The sequence below is a fragment of the Streptomyces sp. NPDC006140 genome (assembly GCF_040628815.1).
GTDB lineage: Bacteria > Actinomycetota > Actinomycetes > Streptomycetales > Streptomycetaceae > Streptomyces.
The window spans coordinates 363,129-384,394 of the sequence record NZ_JBEXTS010000005.1; the positions used below are offsets into that span (position 1 = coordinate 363,129).

A 21,266-nucleotide genomic window follows, 5' to 3' on the forward strand; every position below is an offset into this window, starting at 1 on the left:
CCGCCGATTCTTCCTCAGAGGGACGCGTCCGGATGTCCGACTGCGACGTGAACGCATCCTGGGTTATGCCTCGGGCTTGGTGACCGCGAACGCGAACACCGAGCCAAACTTAATCAAGCGGTAGTTGGTGAATCCCACCTTCTCCAGCTGCCCGGGCAGCTGCTTCAGGTCCGTGCGACGGATTCCGGTCATCCTGACCCCGATGCGGCTGCTGACGAGATCGTTGACCGCGAAGGTGCTGGCCACGTAGACGCCACCGGGCTTCAGGAGCCGGAACACCGCCTCGTAGGCGCCGACCGGGTCGGCGTACAGGTGCAGCGATCCGGGGTTGTTCACGCCGTCGAAAACACCCTCCTTGAAGGGCAGTCGACGCACGTCCCCGCGGACCAGGTGAACGTTGCGACGGCCAACGGTCTCCTGCACCGCCTTGTGCAGCATCGCCTCGGAGATGTCCAGGCCGACCACGGTCGCCTCGGGCACCGCACCCGCGAGCTGGTCGGTGAAATACCCCGCGCCGCAGGAAAGATCGAGCCACGTGCCGGTGTTCTCCTCGTCGAGCTTCAACCATTTCCGGTAGATCTCGAACTCTTCGGCGTAGTCCGGAATGTGATTGCCGAACCCGGCGAAGAGCCTCGAGAAGAACGGGCGCATGACGGCCTCGTACAGCCGGACGAACGCGGTGCTCTCCATCAGCTTCTGCGCGGTGGTCGGCGCGGCCGGGTCGGGTTTGCCCGGCTCCCGGACCATGTCGATGAAGGCAGGGGTGACCGGGGCGCCTCGGCCGCAGGAGGAGCACTTCAGCTCGGTGGGCGCGGTCTGCGTGACGTCCGCCGAGCAGGACGGGCAGGCCAGTAGGTCGAGCACCTGGGTCAGCATCGGTTGCCTCTCTTGGGTAGCTTTGTCACGTACTGCGGATCGGAGTGCGAGGTTCACAGCCCGAGGTGCTCGCCGATCAGCTTGGCGAGCTGACCCACGTTCGGGCCGGTGAGCATGGAGAGGTGGTCGCCCGGCGTCTCGCACACCTCGACGGGGCCGGCGGTGAACCGTCCCCAGCCGCGCGCTTCGTCGTCCAGGATCCAGGCCAGCTCGTCCGGGGGGACGTTGTCCGGGTGCAGCTCGGCGGCCCGGAAGAACGTCAGGGTTCCCTCGTACGGCACGTCGGGGACGTACAGGCTGTGCTGGTCGGCGATGTAGGCGCGGACGAAGCCGCGCAGCCGGGTGTCGTCGTCGAACTCGGGCGGCAGCACGCTCTGTTCGCGCAGGGTGTCGCGGAACGCGGCCAGCTGGGACGCCTCGTCGAGTTCCCGGAGCCGCTCGTGCGTGATGTCGAGCCGGCAGCCGAAGATCCGCTCGAAGACCCGGGCCAGGGCCACCAGCCAGTCGACGTGGCCCCAGTGCGCCGTCGCGTGCCGCCGCTCGGGCAGTGGCGCGGCGGTGTCCAGCATCCCGAGCAGCCGGACCTCGTGACCGGCCGCGCGCAGCCGGGTGGCGAGCTCCAGGGCGATGTGCCCGCCGAAGGAGTGCCCGACCAGGTGGTACGGGCCCTGGGGCGCGGCGGAGAGCACCAGGGGAAGGTACTGCTCGGCGAGTTCCTCGACCAGCGTCTGCGAGGTCGTGTCCTCGGTGAAGAGCGGCTGGAGGCCGTACAGCATGAGCTGTTCGGGGAGGTGGGCGGCGAGGTCGCTGAAGTACACGAGGTTGCCGCCCGCGCCCGGCAGGAGGAACAGCGGCACCTCACCGCCGGGGCGCAGTCGGACCAGCGACTGCCGGTCGGTGTCGGCGGTACCGCTGTGGAGGGCCACGGCCATCTGGGCGACGGTGGGCCCCTGGAAGAGCACGGACAGCGGCAGCCGCCGCCCGAACTGCCGCTCCACCTCGGCCAGCAGCACCACGGCGAGCACGGAGTTGCCGCCCAGGTGGAAGAAGTTGTCGCGCACGCCGACCGAGCGCTCCCCGAGGATCTCCTGCCACAGCAGCGCCAGCCGCATCTCGGTGAGCCCCCGGGGGGCGAGCCGGCCGGCCCGGTCGGTGCCGGACGCGGTGGGCTCGGGCAGAGCGCGGCGGTCGATCTTGCCGTTGGGGGTGTAAGGCAGCTCGTCGAGCAGTTGGAGGGAGGCCGGGATCATGTAGCCGGGCAGCCGCGTGTCCAGGTGGGCGCGGAGCGACGTCTCCGTCAGCCGGCTGCCGGGCAGGGGCACGGCGTAACCGTCGATACGGCGCGCCACTCCGGTGCCGTGCGTGGTCGCCGCGGCCTGCGCGACATCCGGGTGGGAGAGCAGCGCCGCCTCGATCTCGCCGAGTTCGATGCGGAAGCCGCGCACCTTGACCTGGTGGTCGGTGCGGCCGATGAACTCCAGGGTGCCCTCCGGACGCAGGCGCACCAGGTCGCCGGTGCGGTACATGCGCGCGCCGGGCTCCGCGGCGAAAGGGTCGGGCAGGAAGCGCTCCTCGGTCAGCTCCGGGCGCCCGAGGTAGCCGCGGCTCACCCCGTCGCCGGCGATGTGGAGTTCGCCGGGCGCCCCCGGCGGCACCGGCGTGCCCTGCGCGTCCAGTACGTACATGCGGGTGTTGGCGACGGGGCGGCCGATCAGCGCCTTCCCGTCGGGGTCCACGCGATGGGTGCTGGACCAGATCGTCGTCTCCGTCGGCCCGTACATGTTCTGGATACGGGCCGAGGTCAGCCGGGTCAGCCGCTCGGCGAGGGCGGCGGGCAGTTCCTCGCCGCCCAGCAGCAGCAGGCTCAGCCCGGCCAGCGCTTCGGGCCCGCCGGGCTCCGCCAGGATCATCGCCGCCTGGGAGGGGGTGCACTGGAGCCGGGTGACCTGGTGGCGCCGGATGAGCTCGGGGAGGGCGGGCTCGGCCTCGGCGGGGCGCGCGGCGTGCAGTTCGCGGGCCCGCGCCAGCAGCGGCAGGGAGTCGAGGACGGCATCCTCGTCCATGCCGAAGTCGATGAGCGCCGCCACCTCGTCGACGCCGGTGTCGGCGATGGCGTCGAGCAGGGTCACGGCCTGGTCGACGGTGCCGAAGAGCGCGGCCGTGCCGTAGAAGCGGTCGAAGGCGTGGTCGAGCAGGGTGTTCAGGTCGTCGTCGGGCAGCGCGGAGAGGTCGTCGCCCAGCCCCATCGAACGGGCGAGGCCGGCGAGCAGCCCCAGGGACGAGGCCAGATAGTCGCGGAACGGCCCGCGCACCGCCTCGCGCACCGCCTCGGGGTCCTCGCCGAGGAAGGTGTGCACCATCAGCGTGACCCGTCCCGGTCCCCGGTGTCCTGCCTCCTGCCGGGCCCGGCGGTAGACGGCGACCTTTTCCGCGAGCTGGTCGAGGTCCTGGCCGAGGAGATGGGTGAGGACGTTGCAGCCCGACTCCCCCGCCGCGCGGAAGGTGTCGGGGCTGCCCGCGGCGGTGACCCACAGCGGCAGCTCGTCCTGCACCGGGCGCGGCAGGGTCCGCACGGCGGTGGTCCTGCCGTGGCCGTTGGGGCGCTCGACGGGGCCGCCCGACCACAGGGTGCGCAGGGTGGCGATGCCGTCCAGCATGACCTGCTTGCGCTCCGCGTAGTTGCCGGGGGCGAGCACGAAGTCGTCGGCCTGCCAGCCCGAGGCGACGGAGATCCCGGCGCGGCCCCCCGAGAGGTTGTCCACGACCGACCACTCCTCCACGACCCGGACCGGATCGTGGAGCGGCAGCACGACGCTGCCCGCGCGGATCGCTATCCGTTCGGTGGCGGTGGCCAGGGCCGCGCCGATGACGGACGGGTTGGGGAAGATGCCGCCGAAGGCGTGGAAGTGCCGCTCGGGGGTCCAGACGGCCTCGAAGCCGTGCCGGTCGGCGAATCGGGCGCCTTCGAGCAGCAGCCGGTAGGCCTCGCCGCTCGCGGTGCCCTCGGTGCCGGAGGCGCTGGCGAAGTAGAAGAGGCTGAGGTCGGCGGTCCTGCCCGGGGCGCGCCCGTCGGCCGGGCCGGGGTCGGCCTGGAGGACGACGGTGGAACCGTGCGTCAGCGTCCACACCAGCTCCAGGACCGAGATGTCGAAGGAGACCGTGGTGACGCCCAGCCAGGTCCCGGCGCTGTCGGCACCGAACTCCTCGGTCATGGCGGCGCAGAAGTTCACCACGTTGCGGTGCTCCACCATGACCCCCTTGGGCCTGCCGGTGGAGCCCGAGGTGTAGATGACGTACGCCAGGTCGTCGGGGCCCGCCTCAGGGGCTGCGGGGTCGTCGGGGCGGGGCGCGGCGTCGAGGGCGTCGAGCGTGTCCAGGCAGAGGGACTCGACGCCGTCCGGGCAGTCGAGGGCGGGCAGCAGCGCCGAGTCGGTCAGCAGCAGCCGGACGCCCGCGTCGCGCAGGATGTACGCGGTGCGCTCGGGCGGTGCCGTGGGGTCCAGCGGCAGGTAGGCGGCGCCGGACTTGAGCACCGCCAGCAGCGCGGTCACCAGCGCGGGGGTGCGCGGCAGGCAGAGCGCGACCACCGTGTCGCGGCCCGCACCGCGGGCGCGCAGTGTCCGGGCGAGCCGGTCCGCCTCCGCGTCGAGGGCGGCGTAGGTGAGGCAGGTGTCGCCCTGGACCACCGCCGGCCGGTCGGGAGTGGCGGCGACCTGCCGTTCGACCAGGGTGTGGACGGGGACGGCGGGGAACTCGACGGCGGGGCCACGGCCCGCCTCGACGAGGGCGCCGCGCTCCTCCTCGGTCAGCAGCGGCAGGGCGGAGAGCCGGGTGGCGGGGGCGGACACCGCGTGGCGCAGCAGCGTCTGCCAGATGCCCAGGAATCGGCGGGCGGTGTCGGCGTCGTACAGGTCGGTGGCGTACTCCAGGGAGCCGCGCAGCCCGTCGGGCGCCTCCTCGACGAGGAGCGTCGTGTCGAACTTCGCGGTGCCGGTGTGCACTTCCTCCATACGGCACTCCAGACCCGGCAGGCGCGGGGCCTCGGAGGTGGCGTTCTGGAGGATGAACATGTGCTGGAACAGGGGGCTGTGGCTGAGGGTGCGCGGCGGCTGGAGGACCTCCACCAGCTGCTCGAAGGGCAGCTCCTGGTGATCGAAGGCATCCAGCGCGGTGGTCCGTACCCGCGCCAGCAGCTCGTCGAATGCGGGGTCGCCGGCGGCGTCGACGCGCAGCACCAGGGTGTTGACGAAGAAGCCGATCAGCGGCTCCACCTCGGGGCGCAGCCGTCCGGCCACCGGAGTGCCGACCGCCAGGTCGGACGCGCCGCTCAGCCGCGACAGCACCGCCGACCAGGAGGCCAGCAGCACCATGAAGGGGGTGCAGCCGTGGGCGCGCGCCAGCTCCTGCACCGCGTCGCGGAGAGCCGCGTCCAGGTGGAAGGGGACGGCAGCGCCACGGTAGGACTGCGCGGCGGGGCGGGGCCGGTCGGCGGGCAGCTCCAGCAGTTCGGGCAGCCCGTCGAGGCGGCGCTTCCAGTGCCCGGCCTCGTCGCCCAGCGCCTGGGGGGTGAGGTGGGCGCGCTGCCAGGCGGCGTAGTCGGCGTACTGGACGGGGAGTTCGGGCAGCCCGCCCGTGACGTCACCGTGGCCGGTCGCGCCCTGCTCGCTGTCGAGGCAGGCGCGGTACAGGGCGAACAGCTCGCGGTAGAGGACGCCGAGCGACCAGGCGTCGGCGCTGATGTGGTGGACCGACAGCAGCAGATGGGCCCGCGCGGGGGTCTCGCGCAGCAGTACGGCCCGCAGCAGCGGGGCCGCACCGAGGTCGAACGGACGCCGGGCCTCGGCGGCGGCTAGCTCCTCGACCGACTCGCCCTCGGCGAGGACGCGTTCGGGCAGCGCCACCTCGGGCACGTCGACCACCCGGGCCACCGGCTGCTCGTGGGCGACGGAGATGACGGTGCGCAGGGCCTCGTGGCGCCGGACCAGTTCGGTCAGGGCCCGGCGCAGCGCGCTGACGCGGGTGTCGTCGAGCTCACCGTCGAGGGTGACCCGGCCGGCGAGCACGTACGCCGCTGCACCGCTGTCCGGCAGCATCTCGGCCATCACCCACATGCGCTGCTGCCCGAAGGAGAGCGGCAGCGGACCGGCGTCCCGGTCCAGGGGCGTGACCGGTGGAAGCGTGCGCGAGCCGTCGCCGCGCGCCTCCCGCAGCAGGCCGATCAGGGCGTCACGCCGGGCGGACAGCCGGGCGCGCAGCTCCTCGTCCAGAGCGCCGGGCGGGGCGCTGAACCGGATCCGTCCCTCCTCCTCCCAGACGCGGATGTCACGGGAGCGCAGCTCCGCGAGGAGTTCAACCGCTGATGTCACAGCTCTCCCTCTTCCCTCTCCGCCGTGGTACCGGGCGAGTCCGGGTTGCGTGCCGCGGATCCGGCCGCCGCCCACAGCAGGGTCTCCAGGCTCTCCGCGACTCCGGCCACGGTCGGCCGGGCGAACACGACCTGGGCGGTGAGGCCGACGCCGTGCTCCTCGCTGAGCCGCAGCGCGGCGCGGGTCACCGCGAGTGAATGGCCGCCCAGCCGGAAGAAGTCGTCGTCACGTCCGACCGAGGCGACGCCCAGTACCTCGGCGAAGACGGCGGCGACGGACTTCTCCATCGGGGTGCTCGGCTCCGCCCCACCGGTGCCCTCCGCCACGGGCGCCGGCAGGCGCTTGCGCTCGACCTTGCCCGCGACGGTCAGCGGCAGCGCGTCGAGCGTGACGTACCGGGTGGGCACCATGTACTCGGGCAGCCGGTCCGCGCAGTGCCGCCGCAGCCCGTGCGGCGTCAGGTCCTGCCCGGCGGTCACCACCCAGGCGACCAGGGCCTGTTCGGCGCCCTGGCCACGCGCCGCGACCACGGCCTCGCGGACGCCGGGGTGGCTCAGCAGGGCGGCCTCGACCTCGCCGGGCTCCACCCGGAAGCCGCGCACCTTGACCTGGTGGTCGATGCGGCCCAGGTATTCGATCGCGCCGTCACCGCGATAGCGCGCCAGGTCGCCGGTGCGGTACATCCGTTCCCCGGGCCGGTGCGGGTCCGGTACGAAGTGCGCGGCCGTCAGTTCGTCCTGTCCCAGGTAGCCGAGGGCCAGACACGGCCCGGAGACGCACACCTCGGCGGCGACGCCCTGCGGTACCGGCTCGCCGTGCCGGTCGAGGAGGACGACGCGCACGTTGTCCACGGGCCGTCCCACCGGAGGCACCGGCTCCCACTGGTCGGGCGCGCCGGTCAGGGTGTGCGAGGTGATCACATGGGCCTCGGAGGGACCGTACTGGTTGTGCAGGACGGCTTCCGTGCGGGTGAAGAAGGTGCGCAGTTCCGACGTGATGTGGAGCTGCTCGCCGGCGGAGAAGACCTCCCGCAGCGCGGTCGGCCACTGCTCGCGCACGGCGGCCACCTCGGCGAGTTGCTGGAGCGCGACGTACGGCAGGAAGAGCCGGGTGATGCCTCGCTCCACCAGCCAGGGCAGCAACTGCAGCGCGTCCCGGCGGGTTTCGGCATCGACCAGGACGACCGTGCCGCCGGCCGCCCACGTCCCGAAGGTCTCCATCATGCAGATGTCGAAGTGCAGGGGGCTGAACTGGAGCGTCCGGTCGTCGGCCGCGAAGGGGAAGGCCGCCGTCTGCCAGGCCAGCAGGTTGGCGAGGGCACCGTGCCGCATCACGATGCCCTTGGGGCGGCCGGTCGAGCCGGAGGTGTAGATGGTGTAGATCGGGTCGTCGCGCCCGGTGAAGGTGGCGAGTTCGGCCCCGTCGCGGTCCGACCAGTCCAGCTCGTCGAGCCGCAGCAGGCGGGTGCCGTCGGGCGTGTCCAGCGGCGCGTCGCTCAGCAGCAGCGGGCAGTGGGCGTCGTCGAGGGTTCCCGCGGTGCGGTCGGCGGGGTGGTCCGGGTCCAGGGGGAGGAACGCCGCACCCGTCTTCAGGATCGCCAGCATGGCGACGATCTGCCGGATGGAGCGGCGGGCGTACAGCCCGACCAGAGTGGACCGGCCGACGCCCTCCTCGGCCAGCAGCCGGGCGAGCCGGTTGCTCTCCGCCTCCAGCCCGGCGTACGTCCACGACTCGGTGCCGTGCTCGATGGCGGTCGCGTCCGGGCTCCGCGCCGCCCGCTCGGAGAGGTACCGGTGCACGGGCCGGTCGAGATCCACCTCGCGGTGCGCGCCGTTGCGGCCGTGCACCAGGTGGTCGCGCTGGTCGGCGGTGAGCAGGGCGAGCCGGGACACCTCGGTGCCGGGGTTCTCGGCGGCGGACGCGGCGAGTTGCCGGAAGGCCGCGGCCAGCCGCTCGGCGGTGTCCCGGTCGAAGAGGTCCGTCGCGTATTCGAGCGAGCACGCGAGTCGGTCTCCCTGGTCCTCCACGAAGAGGGTGAGGTCGAACTTGGCGGTGCCGTTGTGCACGTCCTCGCGGCGGGCGGTGAGCTCCCCGGCCCGGATGTCGCCGAGCGGGGTCTCGTAGTACGTGAGCATGTTCTGGAAGACCGGGGCGTGGCTCGGCGACCGGTCGGGCCGCAGTGCGGCGACGATCCGCTGGAAGGGCACCTGCCGGTTCTCGAAGCCCTCCAGGAAGGTGCGCTGGACCCGCCGCAGCAGCTCGGTGACATCGGGATCGCCGGACAGGTCGATGCGCAGCGGCAGCGTGCCGACGAAGAAGCCGACGAGGTTGGCCACCTCGGGGCGCTCCCGGTTGCTGACCGGAGTGCCGATCACCACGTCGTCGGTGCGCGCGTGCCGGCCGAGCAGCACCGCCCACAGGGCGAGCACCGCGACATACGGGGTGACCTGCGCCCCGGCGGCCATCTCGCGCAGCCGGGCCGTCGTCTCGGGGTCCAGGACGAAGGGCACGGTGTCGCCGCGGTACGACTGGCTGACCGGCCTGGGGCGGTCCGTGGGCAGCTCCAGGAGCGGCGGCGCGCCGTCGAGCCTCTCCTTCCAGTACGCCAGTTGTTCGGCCTCGGTCACCGGGGAGAGCGCGGCGCGCTGCCACTCCGTCGCGTCGACGGCCTGGACGGAGAGCGGGGGAAGGGCGCTCGTGTCCGCCGCGTACAGCGTGAACAGTTCGTCGAAGAGGACGCCGAGGGAGGCCGCGTCGGCGGCGATGTGGTGCACGGCCAGGAAGAGGTACGCCCGCTGTGGCGCGGTGGTCGCGAGGACGGCGCGCAGCAGGTTGCCGCCCGCCAGGTCGAAGGGCTCGCGGGCGACCCCTTCGGCGAGGCGGGCCAGGGCGGCGTCCCGCTCCTGGTCGGTGAGGCCGCTCAGGTCCTCGTGGACCAGCGGCAGCGGGGCCGGCGGACACAGGGTCTGCTCGGGCGCTCCGTCGGCGCCGGCCCGGAACGCCGTGCGCAGCGACTCGTGGCGCCGGACGAGGTGGCTGAGGCAGTCGGTGAGGCGCTCGACGCGCACCGGTCCCGTCAGGCGGACCTTGCCGCTGAGGACGTACGTGGGCTGGTGGCCCTCCATCTGGTCCAGCAGCCACAGCGCTTCCTGCGCCGGTGACAGGGGGAAGGCCCGGCCGTCGCGCGGCAGCGGCCGGACCGGCTGTTCCGCGGCGGCCTCGGCCCGCAGATGGCTGAGCAGCCCCTCCTTGTGCGCCCTCAGCTCCTCCCGCAGCTCGGCGGTGAGGGCCCCCTTGGCCGCGGAGACCCGCAGCTGGTCGCCCTCGACGCGTAACCGGACGCGTGCGCGACGCAGTTCCCCGAGCAGCTCCGCGAGCCGCTCGGGTCCTTCCGCGGTGTCCGCCGTCCTGACGAGGTCCCCGTTCACAGCGTGATCTCCTCTCGTTCCTCGTCGCCGTCCAGTGCTGCGAGCACCTCGGTGAGCAGGCCCAGCACGTGGTCCGTGAGCTGCTCCACGCTGGGCCCTTCCAGCAGCCGCACCATCGGCACCACGACACCCAGGTCGGCCTTGACGCGGACGCGCAGTTCGAGGGCCATCAGCGAGTCCAGGCCCATCTCCACGACGGGCACCTGCGGGTCGATGTCCCCCGCCCCGGTCTGGAGCACCGCGGCGAGCCGCTCGGTGAGGTAGTCGCCGACGATCTCCCGCTGCTCCTGCGGTCCGGCCTGCGCGCAGCGCTCCAGCAGTTGCGGGGAGCCGCCGGTGCCGCCGAACTCGTCGAGGAACGCGGCGAACTGGCCGGTGGCGCGGGCGGAGGGCACGGCGGTGAAGACCTCGGGCCAGTCGAGGCGGGCCACCGTGACCTGGGCGGGCCGGCGCGCCAGCACACGGCCGAAGACGTCGAGGGCCTCAGCCGGTGCCATGCTGCCCACGCCGAGGCGGGACAACTGGTCGAGGCCGCCCTCGCGCACGGCGAGACCGATCCCGTTCCAGGGGCCGTAGCCGAGCGCGACGGCGTCCGTGTCCAGGCCACGCCGGTGGTGGGCGAGCGCGTCCAGGAAGGCGTTGGCGGCGGCGTAGTTGGCGGCACCGACGCCGACCGGCCCGAAGACCGCGGGCAGCGCCGACACGAGCAGGAACAGCGAGGCGTCCCCGAACACCCGGTGCAGGTTCCACGCCCCGGCGACCTTGGGCTCGGCCACCTCGCGCAGCAGCTCGACGTCCAGTCCCGCGAGCATGGCGCCGCGGGCGATGCCCGCCAGGTGCGCCACCCCCACGACCGGGGGCAGGCCCTCGCGCTCCAGTTCCGCGCGGAGCGCCGCGACGTCGTCGGCCCGCGCCACGTCCGCCGCCGCGATGTGCACGCGGACACCCCGGCCGGTCAGTCCGTCCACGGCCACGCGCTGAGCGTCGTCGCTCACGCCGCGCCTGCCGACCAGGACGAGGTGGCGCGCCCCGCGCTCGGCCAGCCACCCGGCCAGGGCCAGTCCGAGGTCCCCGAGGCCGCCGGTGAGCAGATAGGTGCCGTCCGGGTCGATGTCCGGCGCGGCGGGGGCCGGGGCCGCCATCTCCTCGGCCCGGACCAGGCGGGCTGCGAGCAAACCGCCGTCGCGTACGGCGAGTTGGTCGTCGACCGGGGTTCCCTCGTCGGGGCGCACGCCGGTGAGGACGGCGCTCAGCAGCGTGGCGGTCGCCGCCTCGTCGGGCGCCGTCCGCGCGTCCAGGTCGATCAGGCCGCCCCACAGCTCCGGGTGTTCGGCGGCCAGGACCCGGCCCAGTCCCCAGACCGGGGCCTGGAGGACACCCGCGGCGGTCACGGCCGTTCCTCCCGCCGGCTGGGCGCCCCGGGTCAGCAGCCACAGGCGCCCGCAGCGGGTGGGGACATCCACGTCGAGGCAGGCGCGCACCAGGGCGAGCGCGGCCTCGGCGCCGCTCTGCTGTGCGGCACGGACCTGGTCGGTGGTGGCGTCCGGGAGGTCCGGCGCGTCCAGCGGCCGGGCCAGCACCACGCCCTTGAGCGGTCCGTCCGCGAGGGCGCCGTAGAGGGCCTGGCGGATGCGGGCGGCATCGCAGGCGGCGTCGGCCGGTACGACGTCGACGTGGTCGCCCGCTTCCCGCAGGGCCCTGGCGAGCGCCTCGCCGGTGCCCGCCCTGTCGGCGAGGACCAGCCAGCGCCCGGACTCGGTGTCCGTCGCGGGCGCGGCGGACACCGCGCTCCAGTCGGTGCGGTAGCACAGGTCGCGGCCGGGGTCCCCGCCGCCGTCCTCGGGGTCCACCAGGCGCATCCGCAGCCCCTGCGCGTATGCGACGGTCCCCTCGGCGTCGAAGAGCCGTACGTCGGCGAGGAGTTCGTCGCCCGTCTCGGCGGCCGGGGTGCGCACCACATGGGAGTAGACCTCGCCCACCGGCTGCCGGTACGGCTCCAGCGTGCCGACGCCGACGGGGAGCGTGAGCGCCCCGCTGCCGCTGAGGGCGCCGGGTGCGAGCGCCCCGAGCAGCAGAAAGGCGTTGTCGAGGAGGGCCGGGTGGAAGACATAGCCCTCCTCGGCCCACTGGGCGGGCAGAGTCAGCCGGCCCAGGACCTCGCCGTCGCCGACCCACATCTCTTCCAGGCATCGCATCCGGGGGCCGTAGGCGGCACCCGCCCGCTCGACGTGCTCGAAGAACTCCCGCACCTCGACGGTGTGACCGCACCGGGCCTTGACCGCCTCCGGGTCGTCCTCCCAGGCGGGCGGCGAGGGGGAGGCGGCCGGAGTGCGCGCCACCGCGCTCGCGGGCGCCGGCAGCGTCCGGTCCACCGCGGCCTCACGAACCTGCGGGTCCTGCTCCGCGAGCCGGCGGAGCCGGTCGAGGTGGGGCAGCCCGTCGAGCACCTGCGCCGTGGTGGGGCCGAAGTCCAGCAGGCAGGCGACCTCGTCCACGAACGGGGCCAGCCGGCGCACCAGCGGCAGGCAGGACTCGGGCGAGCCGATCAGCGAGCGGGAGGAGGCGAACCGGTCGTACAGGAAGCCTGCGAACTGGGTCAGCTCCGCCTCCGGCAGGGCCTCGATGTCCGTGGCGGAATCCCGGCCACGGCTGCTCGCGAGCCCCTTGAGCAGGCCCATGTTCCCCTTCAGATAGGCGCAGTAGGGGTCTCGGGCCAGCGCGGTCGCGGTCTCGGCGTCGGCGCCCACGAAGCTGTGCAGCATGACGGTGACCCGGCCCGAGGCGGGGTCGAAACCCGCGTCGGCCCGGGCCTTGCGGTAGACCTCGACGTTCTCGGCGAGCGCGTCCACGCCCTGGTCGAGCAGGTGGGTGAGGAGATTCGCCCCGGTCCGCCCGGCCCGGGCGAAGCTCGCGGGCGAGCTGGCCGCCGTCAGCCACAGCGGCAGCTCCCGCTGGACGGGACGCGGGTAGGTGCGCAGGCTGACGGGTTCGCCGGTGCCGCTGGTCGCGCTGACCGCCTCGCCCCGCCACAGCGCGCGCAGCTGCTCCATGCCCTCCTCGAGGTGGCGGGCGCGCTCGGCGTACCGCTCGGGGAAGTAGGCGAAGTCGTTCGGGTTCCAGCCGGAGGCGAGGGAGATCCCGGCCCGGCCGCCGGACAGGTTGTCCACGACGGCCCACTCCTCGGCCACCCGCAGCGGGCTGTGCAGGGGCAGCACCACGCTGCCCGCGCGCAGCCCGATCCGGCTGGTCTCGCGCGCCAGGGCGGCGTGCAGCAGGGCCGGGTTCGGGTAGAGCGAGCCGAGCGGGGTGAAGTGCCGCTCGGGGACCCAGACGTTCTCGAAGCCGTGCGCGTCACCGAACCTGGCGCTCTCCAGCAGCATGTCGTACCGGGCGTCTTCAGCCAGCGCGTTCTCGTCACTGGCGAAGAACATCAGGCTGAATTTCATGACGCGCTCTCCCCGTTCTCCGCGCTCTTCGCGTTGTCCGCGTTCTCCGCGTTGTCCGCGCTCTTCGCGCTCTCCCCGTTCGCCGCGCTCTCCCCGTGCTGCCCGTGCTGCCCGTTCCCCGCGTGCCGGACGGGCACCAGGCGGGCCGAGGCGTGCTGGGTCCACTTCGTGGCGGTGTCGCCCTCGGCCTTGCTGTGCACGGTGAAGGCCAGTGCTCCGTCGGAGCCGTCCCGCAGTCCGACCTGGACGATCCGCGCGCCGTCCGGCGGGATGCTCAGCACGCTGTGGTAAGCGACGTCCTGGAGCCGGTACGGCACGCCCGGCGCCAGCTCGCGGGCGGCGGCGAGCGCCATGTCGATGTAGCTGGTGCCCGGCGCGACGACCCGGCCCTGGATGACATGGTCGTCCAGGACCGCGACCTGGTCGCGGGCGAGCGACCGCTGCCACGCATGCCGGCCGGGATCGGCCGCCACACCCTCCATGCGCCGCCCCAGCAGAGGGTGACGGCCGGACTCCCCGGCGAGGGCGGCGCCGTCGGCGGGCGCTGCCTCCAGAGTGTCGGGCAGCCAGAACCTGCGGCGCTGGAAGGGGTAGCCGGGCAGCGCGGTCGGCCGCCCCGAGTGCACCCGCGCCCAGTCCACGGCCACGCCTGCCGCCCAGGCGGCGCCCAGCGCGTCCAGCAGCGCGCGCTGTTCGGGCCTCCCGGAGCGCAGCGAGGCCAGCCACACCGAACCCGGCTGTCCCTGCCTCTTCGCCGACTCGCGCCGCGTCGCGCGCCGGGCCAGCGGAGCGAGCACCGCGTCCGGCCCGACCTCGATGCCCGCCGTGCACCCCTCCTGGCTCAGGGTGGCGATCGTGTCCGCGTACCGGACGGTGCCGCGCAGCTGCTCCACCCAGTAGTCCGGGGTCGCCATGCGGCGTCCGATCAGCTGGCCGGTCAGCGAGGAGACCACCGGGTGCTGGGGAGCGCGCATCCGCACCCCTTCCGCCGCGGCACGGAACTCCTCCAGCACGGGGTCCATGAGCGGCGAGTGGAAGGCGTGCGACGTTCGGATCTGCTGCGCGACGACGCCCGTCTGCGCCAGCTCGTCCACGGCCTTGGCGACCGCGGGGGCGGCGCCGGAGAGCACGACCTCGCCCGGTCCGTTCACGGCGGCCAGCGCCACCTCGTCGGCGTACGGGGCGAGGGCCGCGAGCGCGCGCTCCTCGCTCACCCGCACGGCGTACATCACGCCGCCCGGCGGGAGGCCCTGCATCAGCCGGGCGCGGGTGCCGAGCAGGGTCAGCGCGTCCTCCACCGCGAACACCCCGGCGAGGGTGGCCGCGACGAACTCGCCGACGCTGTGCCCGGCCAGGTAGTCCGGCTCGACACCGAGCGAGCGCCAGAGCCGGGCCAGGGCGTACTCCGTCGCGAAGATCGCGGGCTGGGCGTACTCGGTGCGCGCCAGTGCCTCCTCGTCCCGCACGACGTGGTGCAGGTCGAAGCCGAAGCGTTCCTTCAGCAGCGCCGCGCACCGGTCGAACGCCTCCCGGAACACCGGCCAGTCACGGTGCAGTTCGGTGCCCATGCCCACCCGGTGGGAGCCCTGGCCGGTGAAGAGGAAGGTCAGGACGGGGGCCTTGCGCGGGGCGCGGCCACGGGCGGCCGCGGCCGGGGGCCGGCCCTCGGCGGCGAAGCGCTCCAGGGCGGCACGGGCCTCGTCGGCGGAGTCCGCGGTGACGGCGAGCCGCTCCGGGAGAGCGGTCCTGCCCTGGGAGGAGGTCCAGGCGATGTCAGCCAGCTCCCCGGGGCCGCTGCCGGTCCGGGCGAGCCGGTCGGCGTAGCGGGCCGCCAGGTCACGCAAGGCCTCGGGGGTCCGCGCGGAGAGCAGCAGCGCCTCGGGCCGCCGTGCCTCCTCGGCAGCGGGGGCGGCGGCCGGTGTCGGCGCCGCCGAGAGCACCACATGCGCGTTGGTCCCGCCGAAGCCGAAGGCGCTCACCCCGGCGGTACGCCGGTCCTCGGGCCAGGGCAGCGGAGCGGTGGGGATCTCCAGCGGCGAACCGGCCGCATCGATGTGGGGGTTGAGCCGGGTGAGGTGGAGGTGCGGCGGCACGGTGCCGTGCTGAAGGGCCAGGACGACCTTGATGAAACCGGCGATACCGGCCGCGGACTCCAGGTGGCCGATGTTGGTCTTCACCGATCCGAGGTAGCAGGGCCCGGCGGCGTCGCCCTCGGCGGCCGGCTCCGTCGAGAGCGCCTCGGTCAGGGCCTCGTACTCGATGGGGTCGCCGAGTGCGGTGCCCGTGCCGTGGGCCTCGATGTAGCCCAGCTCGCGCGGAGCGATGCCGGCGGCGCTCCAGGCGGTGCGCAGGACTTCCGTCTGGGCGCGGCCGTGCGGGGCGGTCAGGCCGTTGGAGCGGCCGTCCTGGTTGACGGCCGAGCCCCGTACGACGGCGAGGACGCGGTCGCCGTCGGCCAGCGCCAGCGAGAGCGGCTTGAGGATGACGGCCCCGCAGCCCTCGGAGCGCACGTAGCCGTCGGCGCGCTCGTCGAACGCCTTGCAGCGGCCGTCGGACGCCATCATCTGGGCGCGGGAGAAGACCGCGGTGAGGTCGGGGGCGAGGAGCAGATTGACCCCGGCGGCCACCGCCAGCGAGGACTCACCGCGGCGCAGGGCCTCGCACGCCTGGTGCACGGCGACGAGCGAGGAGGAACACGCGGCGTCCAGGGCAAGGCTCGGACCGCGCAGGTCCAGGAGGTACGACAGCCGGTTCGCGGCGACGCTGAGGGCGTTGCCCGTGCCGTAGTACGCGCCCAGGGCGCCCTTCGCTCCGGCGGTGAGCCGGCTGTAGTCGTTGTTGCTGATGCCGACGAAGACTCCGGTGTCGCTGCCGGCGAGGTCGGCCGGGACGATCGCCGCGTTCTCCAGGGCCTCCCAGACGACCTCCATGAGGAGCCGCTGCTGGGGGTCGATGGCCACCGCCTCGGCGGGCGAGATGCCGAAGAACTCGGGCTCGAATCCCGCGACGTCCCCGAGGAAGCCGCCCCAGCGGGTGCTGGCGGTGCCGTCCCGCTTGAGCTCCGGGTCGTAGAGGCTCTCCGCGTCCCATCGGTCGGCGGGCACCGGGGTGATGGCGTCGCCGCCGCCGTGCAGCAGCGTCCAGAACTCGTCGGTGTTCTCGGCGCCGGGGAAGCGGCAGGCCATGCCGACGACGGCGATCGGCTCGGCGGCGTCCGGCGCGGCGGGCGTGCCGGTCCGCGGGGCGGTCTGCGCGTCCGCCTCGTGCCCGGTGCTCCGTGCGGCGAGGTGGCGGGCGGCGGCCTCCGCCGTCGGGTGCTGGTAGAGGAGGGCGGCGGGCACGCGGCGGCCCAGCTCCCGCTGGAGCGCGCCGGAGATCGCCACGGCGGAGGCCGAATCGACCCCGTAGGTGTGGAAGTTGGCGGTCGGGTCCAGCTCGTCCACCGCCAAGCCGGTGTGCTCGGCGATGGCGTCGAGGATCCGGCGTACCAACGCGTTCTGGTCCTGGTCCCCGTCGGCACCCGGCCCGTCGCCCTCGGTGCCGGGGCGCGGCGCCGTCCCCGGTGCGGTCCAGGTGGCCAGCGCGTCCAGGGTTCCTTCGAGATAGCCCTTGCGGGCGGCACGGCGGGCGAGCTTGCCGCTGGAGGTCTTGGGGATGGCGCGGGTGCGCAGCAGCACCAGCGCGTGCAGCGGCACATCGTGCTCCGCGACGACGGCCGCGGCCACGGCGGGGCCGATCCGCTCGGCGTCCGCGTCCTCGCCCCGTACCTCCTGGACGACGACGACGCGCTCCTCGCCGCTCTCGGATTCCACGGAGAAGGCGGCGGTGCAGCCGGGCCGGAAGGATCGGTCGACGGTCTCGACGGTGCGCTCGATGTCCTGGGGGTAGAGGTTGCGCCCCCGGACGATGATCATGTCCTTGATGCGGCCGGTGATGACGAGTTCCCCGTCCGGCGTCAGGAATCCCTTGTCACCGGTGGCGACCCAGGTCGACTCCTCTTCGTCGGCGAGGCGGTTGCCGAAGGTGGCGGCGGTCTCCTCCGTCCGGCCCCAGTACCCCTGTCCCGCGCTGGGGCCGCTGATCCAGATCTCGCCGACCCGGTGGGCGTCGAGGGCACGCCGGGTGGCGGGGTCGACGATCGCGGTCCGTTGTCCGTGGCGGGCGTGTCCGGCGCCGACCAGCGCGCGGGAGCCCGCGGTGCCCGGCGCGACCTCCACGACCCGGTCGTGCTCCAGCTCCGCCCCGTCCACATGGACGATGACGGCGCCGCTGTCCGGGAGGCCGCTGGAGACGTACACGGAGTTCTCGGCGAGTCCGTACGCCGGGTGCCAGGACTCGGGGCGGAAGCCGTGCTCGGCGTACATCGCCTCGAAGCGGGCGAGGGTGTCGGCGCGTACCGGCTCGGCCGCGTTGAGGGCCAGCCGCCAGTGGCTCAGGTCCAGTCCGGCGCGGTCCTCGGGGCGGGTGCGGCGGACGCACAACTCGAAGGCGAAGTTCGGCGCGGCGCTGAAGGTGCCCCGGTGGTCACTGAGGGCGCGCAGCCAGCGGACCGGCTCCTGCAGGAAGGCCTCGGGCGGCATGTAGACCAGCTCGCTGCCCCAGTAGAGGGCCTGGAGCAGGTGGCCGATGAGCCCCATGTCGTGGAAGAGCGGCAGCCAGGAGACATAGACGGGGTTCTCGCTGTGTCCCATGGCGCGGGCCATGAGCTCCAGGTTGTGCAGGAGGTTGGCGTGACTGAGCATCACCCCCTTCGGGTTGCCCGTCGAACCGGAGGTGTACTGGAGGAAGGCCAGGTCGTCCGGGGTGATGTCCGGGTGACGCCAGTCGTCGGCGGCCTCGAGCGGCACACGGTCGGTCGGCGCCCAGCGCGCGTCGGGGTCGTACTTGTCCGCCAGCGTGTCGCAGAGCCGGCCCGGGGCCGCGATGATCGAGGCCCCGCAGTCCTGGGCGACGGCGTTGAGCCGCGCCGCGTGTTTGTCGGAGCGCGGCGGATAGGCGGGAACGGCCGTCATCCCCGCGTAGAAGCAGCCGTAGAACGCGGTGGCGAATTCCGGGCCCGACGGATACAGCATCAACACGCGGTCGCCCGGCTCGCCCAGGGTCAGCAATTGCGACGCGATGGCACGCGCCCGCCGGTCGAGATCCGCGTAGCTCAGTCGCTCCGAGACCTTCACACCGTCGGCGAGAAAGGTGAATGCGGCGCGTCGGCCGTTTTCTTCGCCCCGCTGCCGGAGCAGTTCCACGAGATCCCGGGCCTGGACGCCCGGCGGCGTTGTTCGACGAATACCGCTCACGTCTACCTCTCTGATGGCGGGCTCCGCGCGGTGCGTTTCAGGAGCAGTGCGTGCTGGAACGGAGGGCGAGCAGGTGGGGCGTGCCCCACCTGCCCGAGACAGGCCCCTGGGGTCAGGCCGAGGCGTCCCGCGGCTCCGTCGGCGGGTAGAACAGGTCGACGGCGGGCGCGGCACGCTTGAGCGCGCCGACCATCTCGTCGGCCGAGGCCAGGGGGATGAGCTTGCCCTCGGTGAAGGCACCGGTGGAGTAGCCGGTCAGCACGGCGGCGTGCGCGGCCTCCGCGTCCGGGAAGTCGACGACCACGGCGAAGTGGTATTCGACATCGCGGGTGAACCAGTAGTTGACGACCTTGCCGCCGAGCGAGCCGTAGAACTTAAAAGCGTGCTCGTCCCTGGCGATAATCGCCTGCGGATCCTTGAGCACGCCTTCCACCACGTCCTGCGAATAGCGCGCGAGAATCATGTACTGCACGGAAAAGCCCCTCCCGGAGTGGGTCGGACAGAGTGGCGAAACAACCGGAATCACTCGTCACGGGGCCGGACATGGGCGCTCGACAGTCAGTGGAACCCCCGTTGCCACGGCCCGGCATTTTGAAATGCCATGCTGCCGAGGCACGGTTCGAGGGGACAAGCGCCGTGTCAGCAAGACGACATCGGCTGTCGCGACGCGGTCAGGACGTACGCCGGCGCTCCGCGCAGCAGCCCCTCACACCCAGCCCCGCGCGGCGGCCAGCATCCCCGCCTCGAACCGGCTGCGTGCCCCCAGGCGCTCCAGCAGGCTGGCGACGATGCGCCGCACGGTGCGGTCCGAGAGGTCCAACTCCCGTGCGATGACCCGGTCGGTCGCACCCTGGGTGAGCATCAGGAGCACCTTGCGGTCCGTCGCGCCCAGGGACTCGTCACCCGCGTCGGCGACGGCGTCGGCCCGTCCCCACAGCATGCTTGCCAGCGCGCGGAACGCCTCCAGCACGCGCCCGTCCCGGATCCAGGCGTAGTCGCACCCCTCGTCGAACGCCGTGGTGACCAGCGCCCCCGCGTCGGTCAACAGCATGGCTCCCGGCGGCAGTCCGGCGCTCGTCCCCACCTGGAACCCGCACGCGCGGTGCCAGTCCACGAAGTCGGCGATCTCCGGAGTGAGCAGCACCGTGCGGGGCAGCACGGTGCGCACCTCCCCCGCCCGCTCCCGCAAGTGGAGGCCACTGCGGTGCACCGCCGCCAGCAGCGGCTCCTCCACCGAGGCGTAGTTCCAGTAGCAGAAGACCTCGCCCGTACTCTCCCCGACGACCTCCCGGGCCGCGGACTGGAGTTCCTCAGCGGTACGCAGGCGCGGCGCGGACAGCGGGCTCAGCATGACTTCCGGTCCTCCTCGAGGGACGTCGCGTCCGGCGGGCACACGACAGGCGAATCGGGTCCGGGGCACGCCGGGCCGGGCGGCTCCTGGGCCGGGGGCGTGCGGGCGGCGCCGTCGTCGGCCCCCTCCGCCCCGCGCGGCCCGTCCTCCATCGGCAGCGCGCTGACCAGGCACACCACTGCCTCCAGGCCCCCCTGCGACAAGGACCTCAGCCGGAGCCGCCCCCCGGAGGACTCGATGAGCTTGGTGGCGATGGAGAGGCCGATACCGCTGCCGCCGGACGCGTCCCGGCTCCAGCCGCGTTTCAGCGCCAACTTCCGTTCCACGTCGGACAGTCCTGGGCCCTGGTCCCGCACCGCGATGTGCAGGCCGCCGTCCACCCGCTCGACGCGGACCTCCACCACGCTGTCCTCGGGCGCGTATTTCAAGGCGTTGGCCAGCAGCACGTTGAGGGTCTGCTCCACCGCACCGATCCTGGTCATCGCCCAGGCCCGGCTCGGCATGCTCAGCTTCAGCCGGACGCTGCGCGCCTCCGCGACCGGTGCCCACCCCCACACGCAGTTCTCGGCGACACCGCACACGTTCTCGATCTGGACGCCCGGCACGTCGGGCACCGACCGGGCGTGCTCCAGGAGATCCGTCAGCGTGCGGTCCAGCCGGTCCACATCGGCCAGCGCACGGCTGATGCGCACCTCTTCCTCGTCCGCGACATGGGGGCGCAGGTTCTCCACCCGCAGGCGCAGCGCGATCATCGGGTTGCGAAGCTGGTGGGCCACGTCCGCCAGGAAGTGTCTCTGCTCCTCGATGGCGGACTGGATCACGGACCCCAACTGGTTGATGTCCCGGGCCAGTGCGCGAACGGCGGGCAGATCGGCGGCATCGGTGTCGGCCCGGACATGGAACGCACCCTCGGACAGCGACCGTGTGGTGTCCCGCAGCCGCTCCAGGGAGGACTCCGCCCGGCGGCGCAGCACCACCACCGGCAGCAGGCACAGCGCGGTGCCGACCGGCACCACCGCCGCCAGCGCGAACCAGGCCATCAGGATGTCACCACGCAACCCGACGGCGGACTTCTCCACCAGGAGCGTTCCGGAGTTTCCGGCCGGTCCCAGAGCGCTCGCCACGGCGATCCGCTCATGGCCGCCGGGCGGCATCCCGCGCGGCAGCGTCACGGTGCGGGTGCCGCCCTGCGGGGAGAGGCGCTTCGCCTCCGCCACCAGGCCGGCAGGAGATCGCGGCGACGTCACCACCGTGCCGTCCGCCCTCCGCACGACGGCACCGGCACCATGCACGCGGTCCAGTTCGGCCAGCAGACGCGCCTCGTCGGCCTCCCCCGGGGACTCCCGCGCCAGGGCCCGGTCCAGCCGGGGAGCCGCCTCCCGGGCCGTCCGGTGCAGGTCCTGCACCGCGCCGTCCACCATGTTCTCGCCGAGCAGCGAACCGAGCGGTACCAGGACACCGATGAGGACGCAACCGACCACCAGGGCCTGGACCGCTCCGTACAT

8 protein-coding genes are annotated in these 21,266 nt (G+C 73.4%); all 8 read right to left on the reverse strand.

The window, feature by feature from the left end:
* Positions 1-63: 63 nt before the first annotated feature.
* A complete protein-coding gene (locus ABZ386_RS17255) occupies positions 64-876 on the reverse strand; it encodes a methyltransferase domain-containing protein (protein ID WP_351339240.1) in 813 nt (270 codons plus the stop codon).
* Between the two features lie 53 nt (positions 877-929).
* Complete coding sequence (locus ABZ386_RS17260) at positions 930-6,242, reverse strand: MupA/Atu3671 family FMN-dependent luciferase-like monooxygenase (protein WP_358965005.1); 5,313 nt, start codon at positions 6,240-6,242, stop codon at positions 930-932.
* Positions 6,239-9,670: an amino acid adenylation domain-containing protein gene (locus tag ABZ386_RS17265; protein ID WP_358965006.1), complete on the reverse strand. Its 3,432-nt coding sequence runs from the start codon at positions 9,668-9,670 to the stop codon at positions 6,239-6,241. The genes ABZ386_RS17260 and ABZ386_RS17265 overlap by 4 nt, the downstream gene beginning before the upstream one ends.
* Positions 9,667-13,116: a MupA/Atu3671 family FMN-dependent luciferase-like monooxygenase gene (locus ABZ386_RS17270; RefSeq protein ID WP_358965007.1), complete on the reverse strand. Its 3,450-nt coding sequence runs from the start codon at positions 13,114-13,116 to the stop codon at positions 9,667-9,669. Before ABZ386_RS17270 ends, ABZ386_RS17265 begins: the two co-directional genes overlap by 4 nt.
* Positions 13,113-18,410: a beta-ketoacyl synthase N-terminal-like domain-containing protein gene (locus ABZ386_RS17275; RefSeq protein WP_358965008.1), complete on the reverse strand. Its 5,298-nt coding sequence runs from the start codon at positions 18,408-18,410 to the stop codon at positions 13,113-13,115. The genes ABZ386_RS17270 and ABZ386_RS17275 overlap by 4 nt, the downstream gene beginning before the upstream one ends.
* A gap of 112 nt (positions 18,411-18,522) precedes the next feature.
* Positions 18,523-18,873, reverse strand: coding sequence for a GYD domain-containing protein (locus tag ABZ386_RS17280; protein WP_232840768.1), 351 nt, complete (start codon positions 18,871-18,873; stop codon positions 18,523-18,525).
* Positions 18,874-19,116: 243 nt separating this feature from the next.
* Positions 19,117-19,761, reverse strand: a complete 645-nt coding sequence (locus ABZ386_RS17285) for a helix-turn-helix transcriptional regulator (RefSeq protein WP_351339226.1) — start codon at positions 19,759-19,761, stop codon at positions 19,117-19,119.
* Positions 19,755-21,266 (reverse strand): HAMP domain-containing sensor histidine kinase, encoded by a 1,512-nt coding sequence (locus ABZ386_RS17290; protein WP_351339223.1) that lies wholly within the window; start codon positions 21,264-21,266, stop codon positions 19,755-19,757. Before ABZ386_RS17290 ends, ABZ386_RS17285 begins: the two co-directional genes overlap by 7 nt.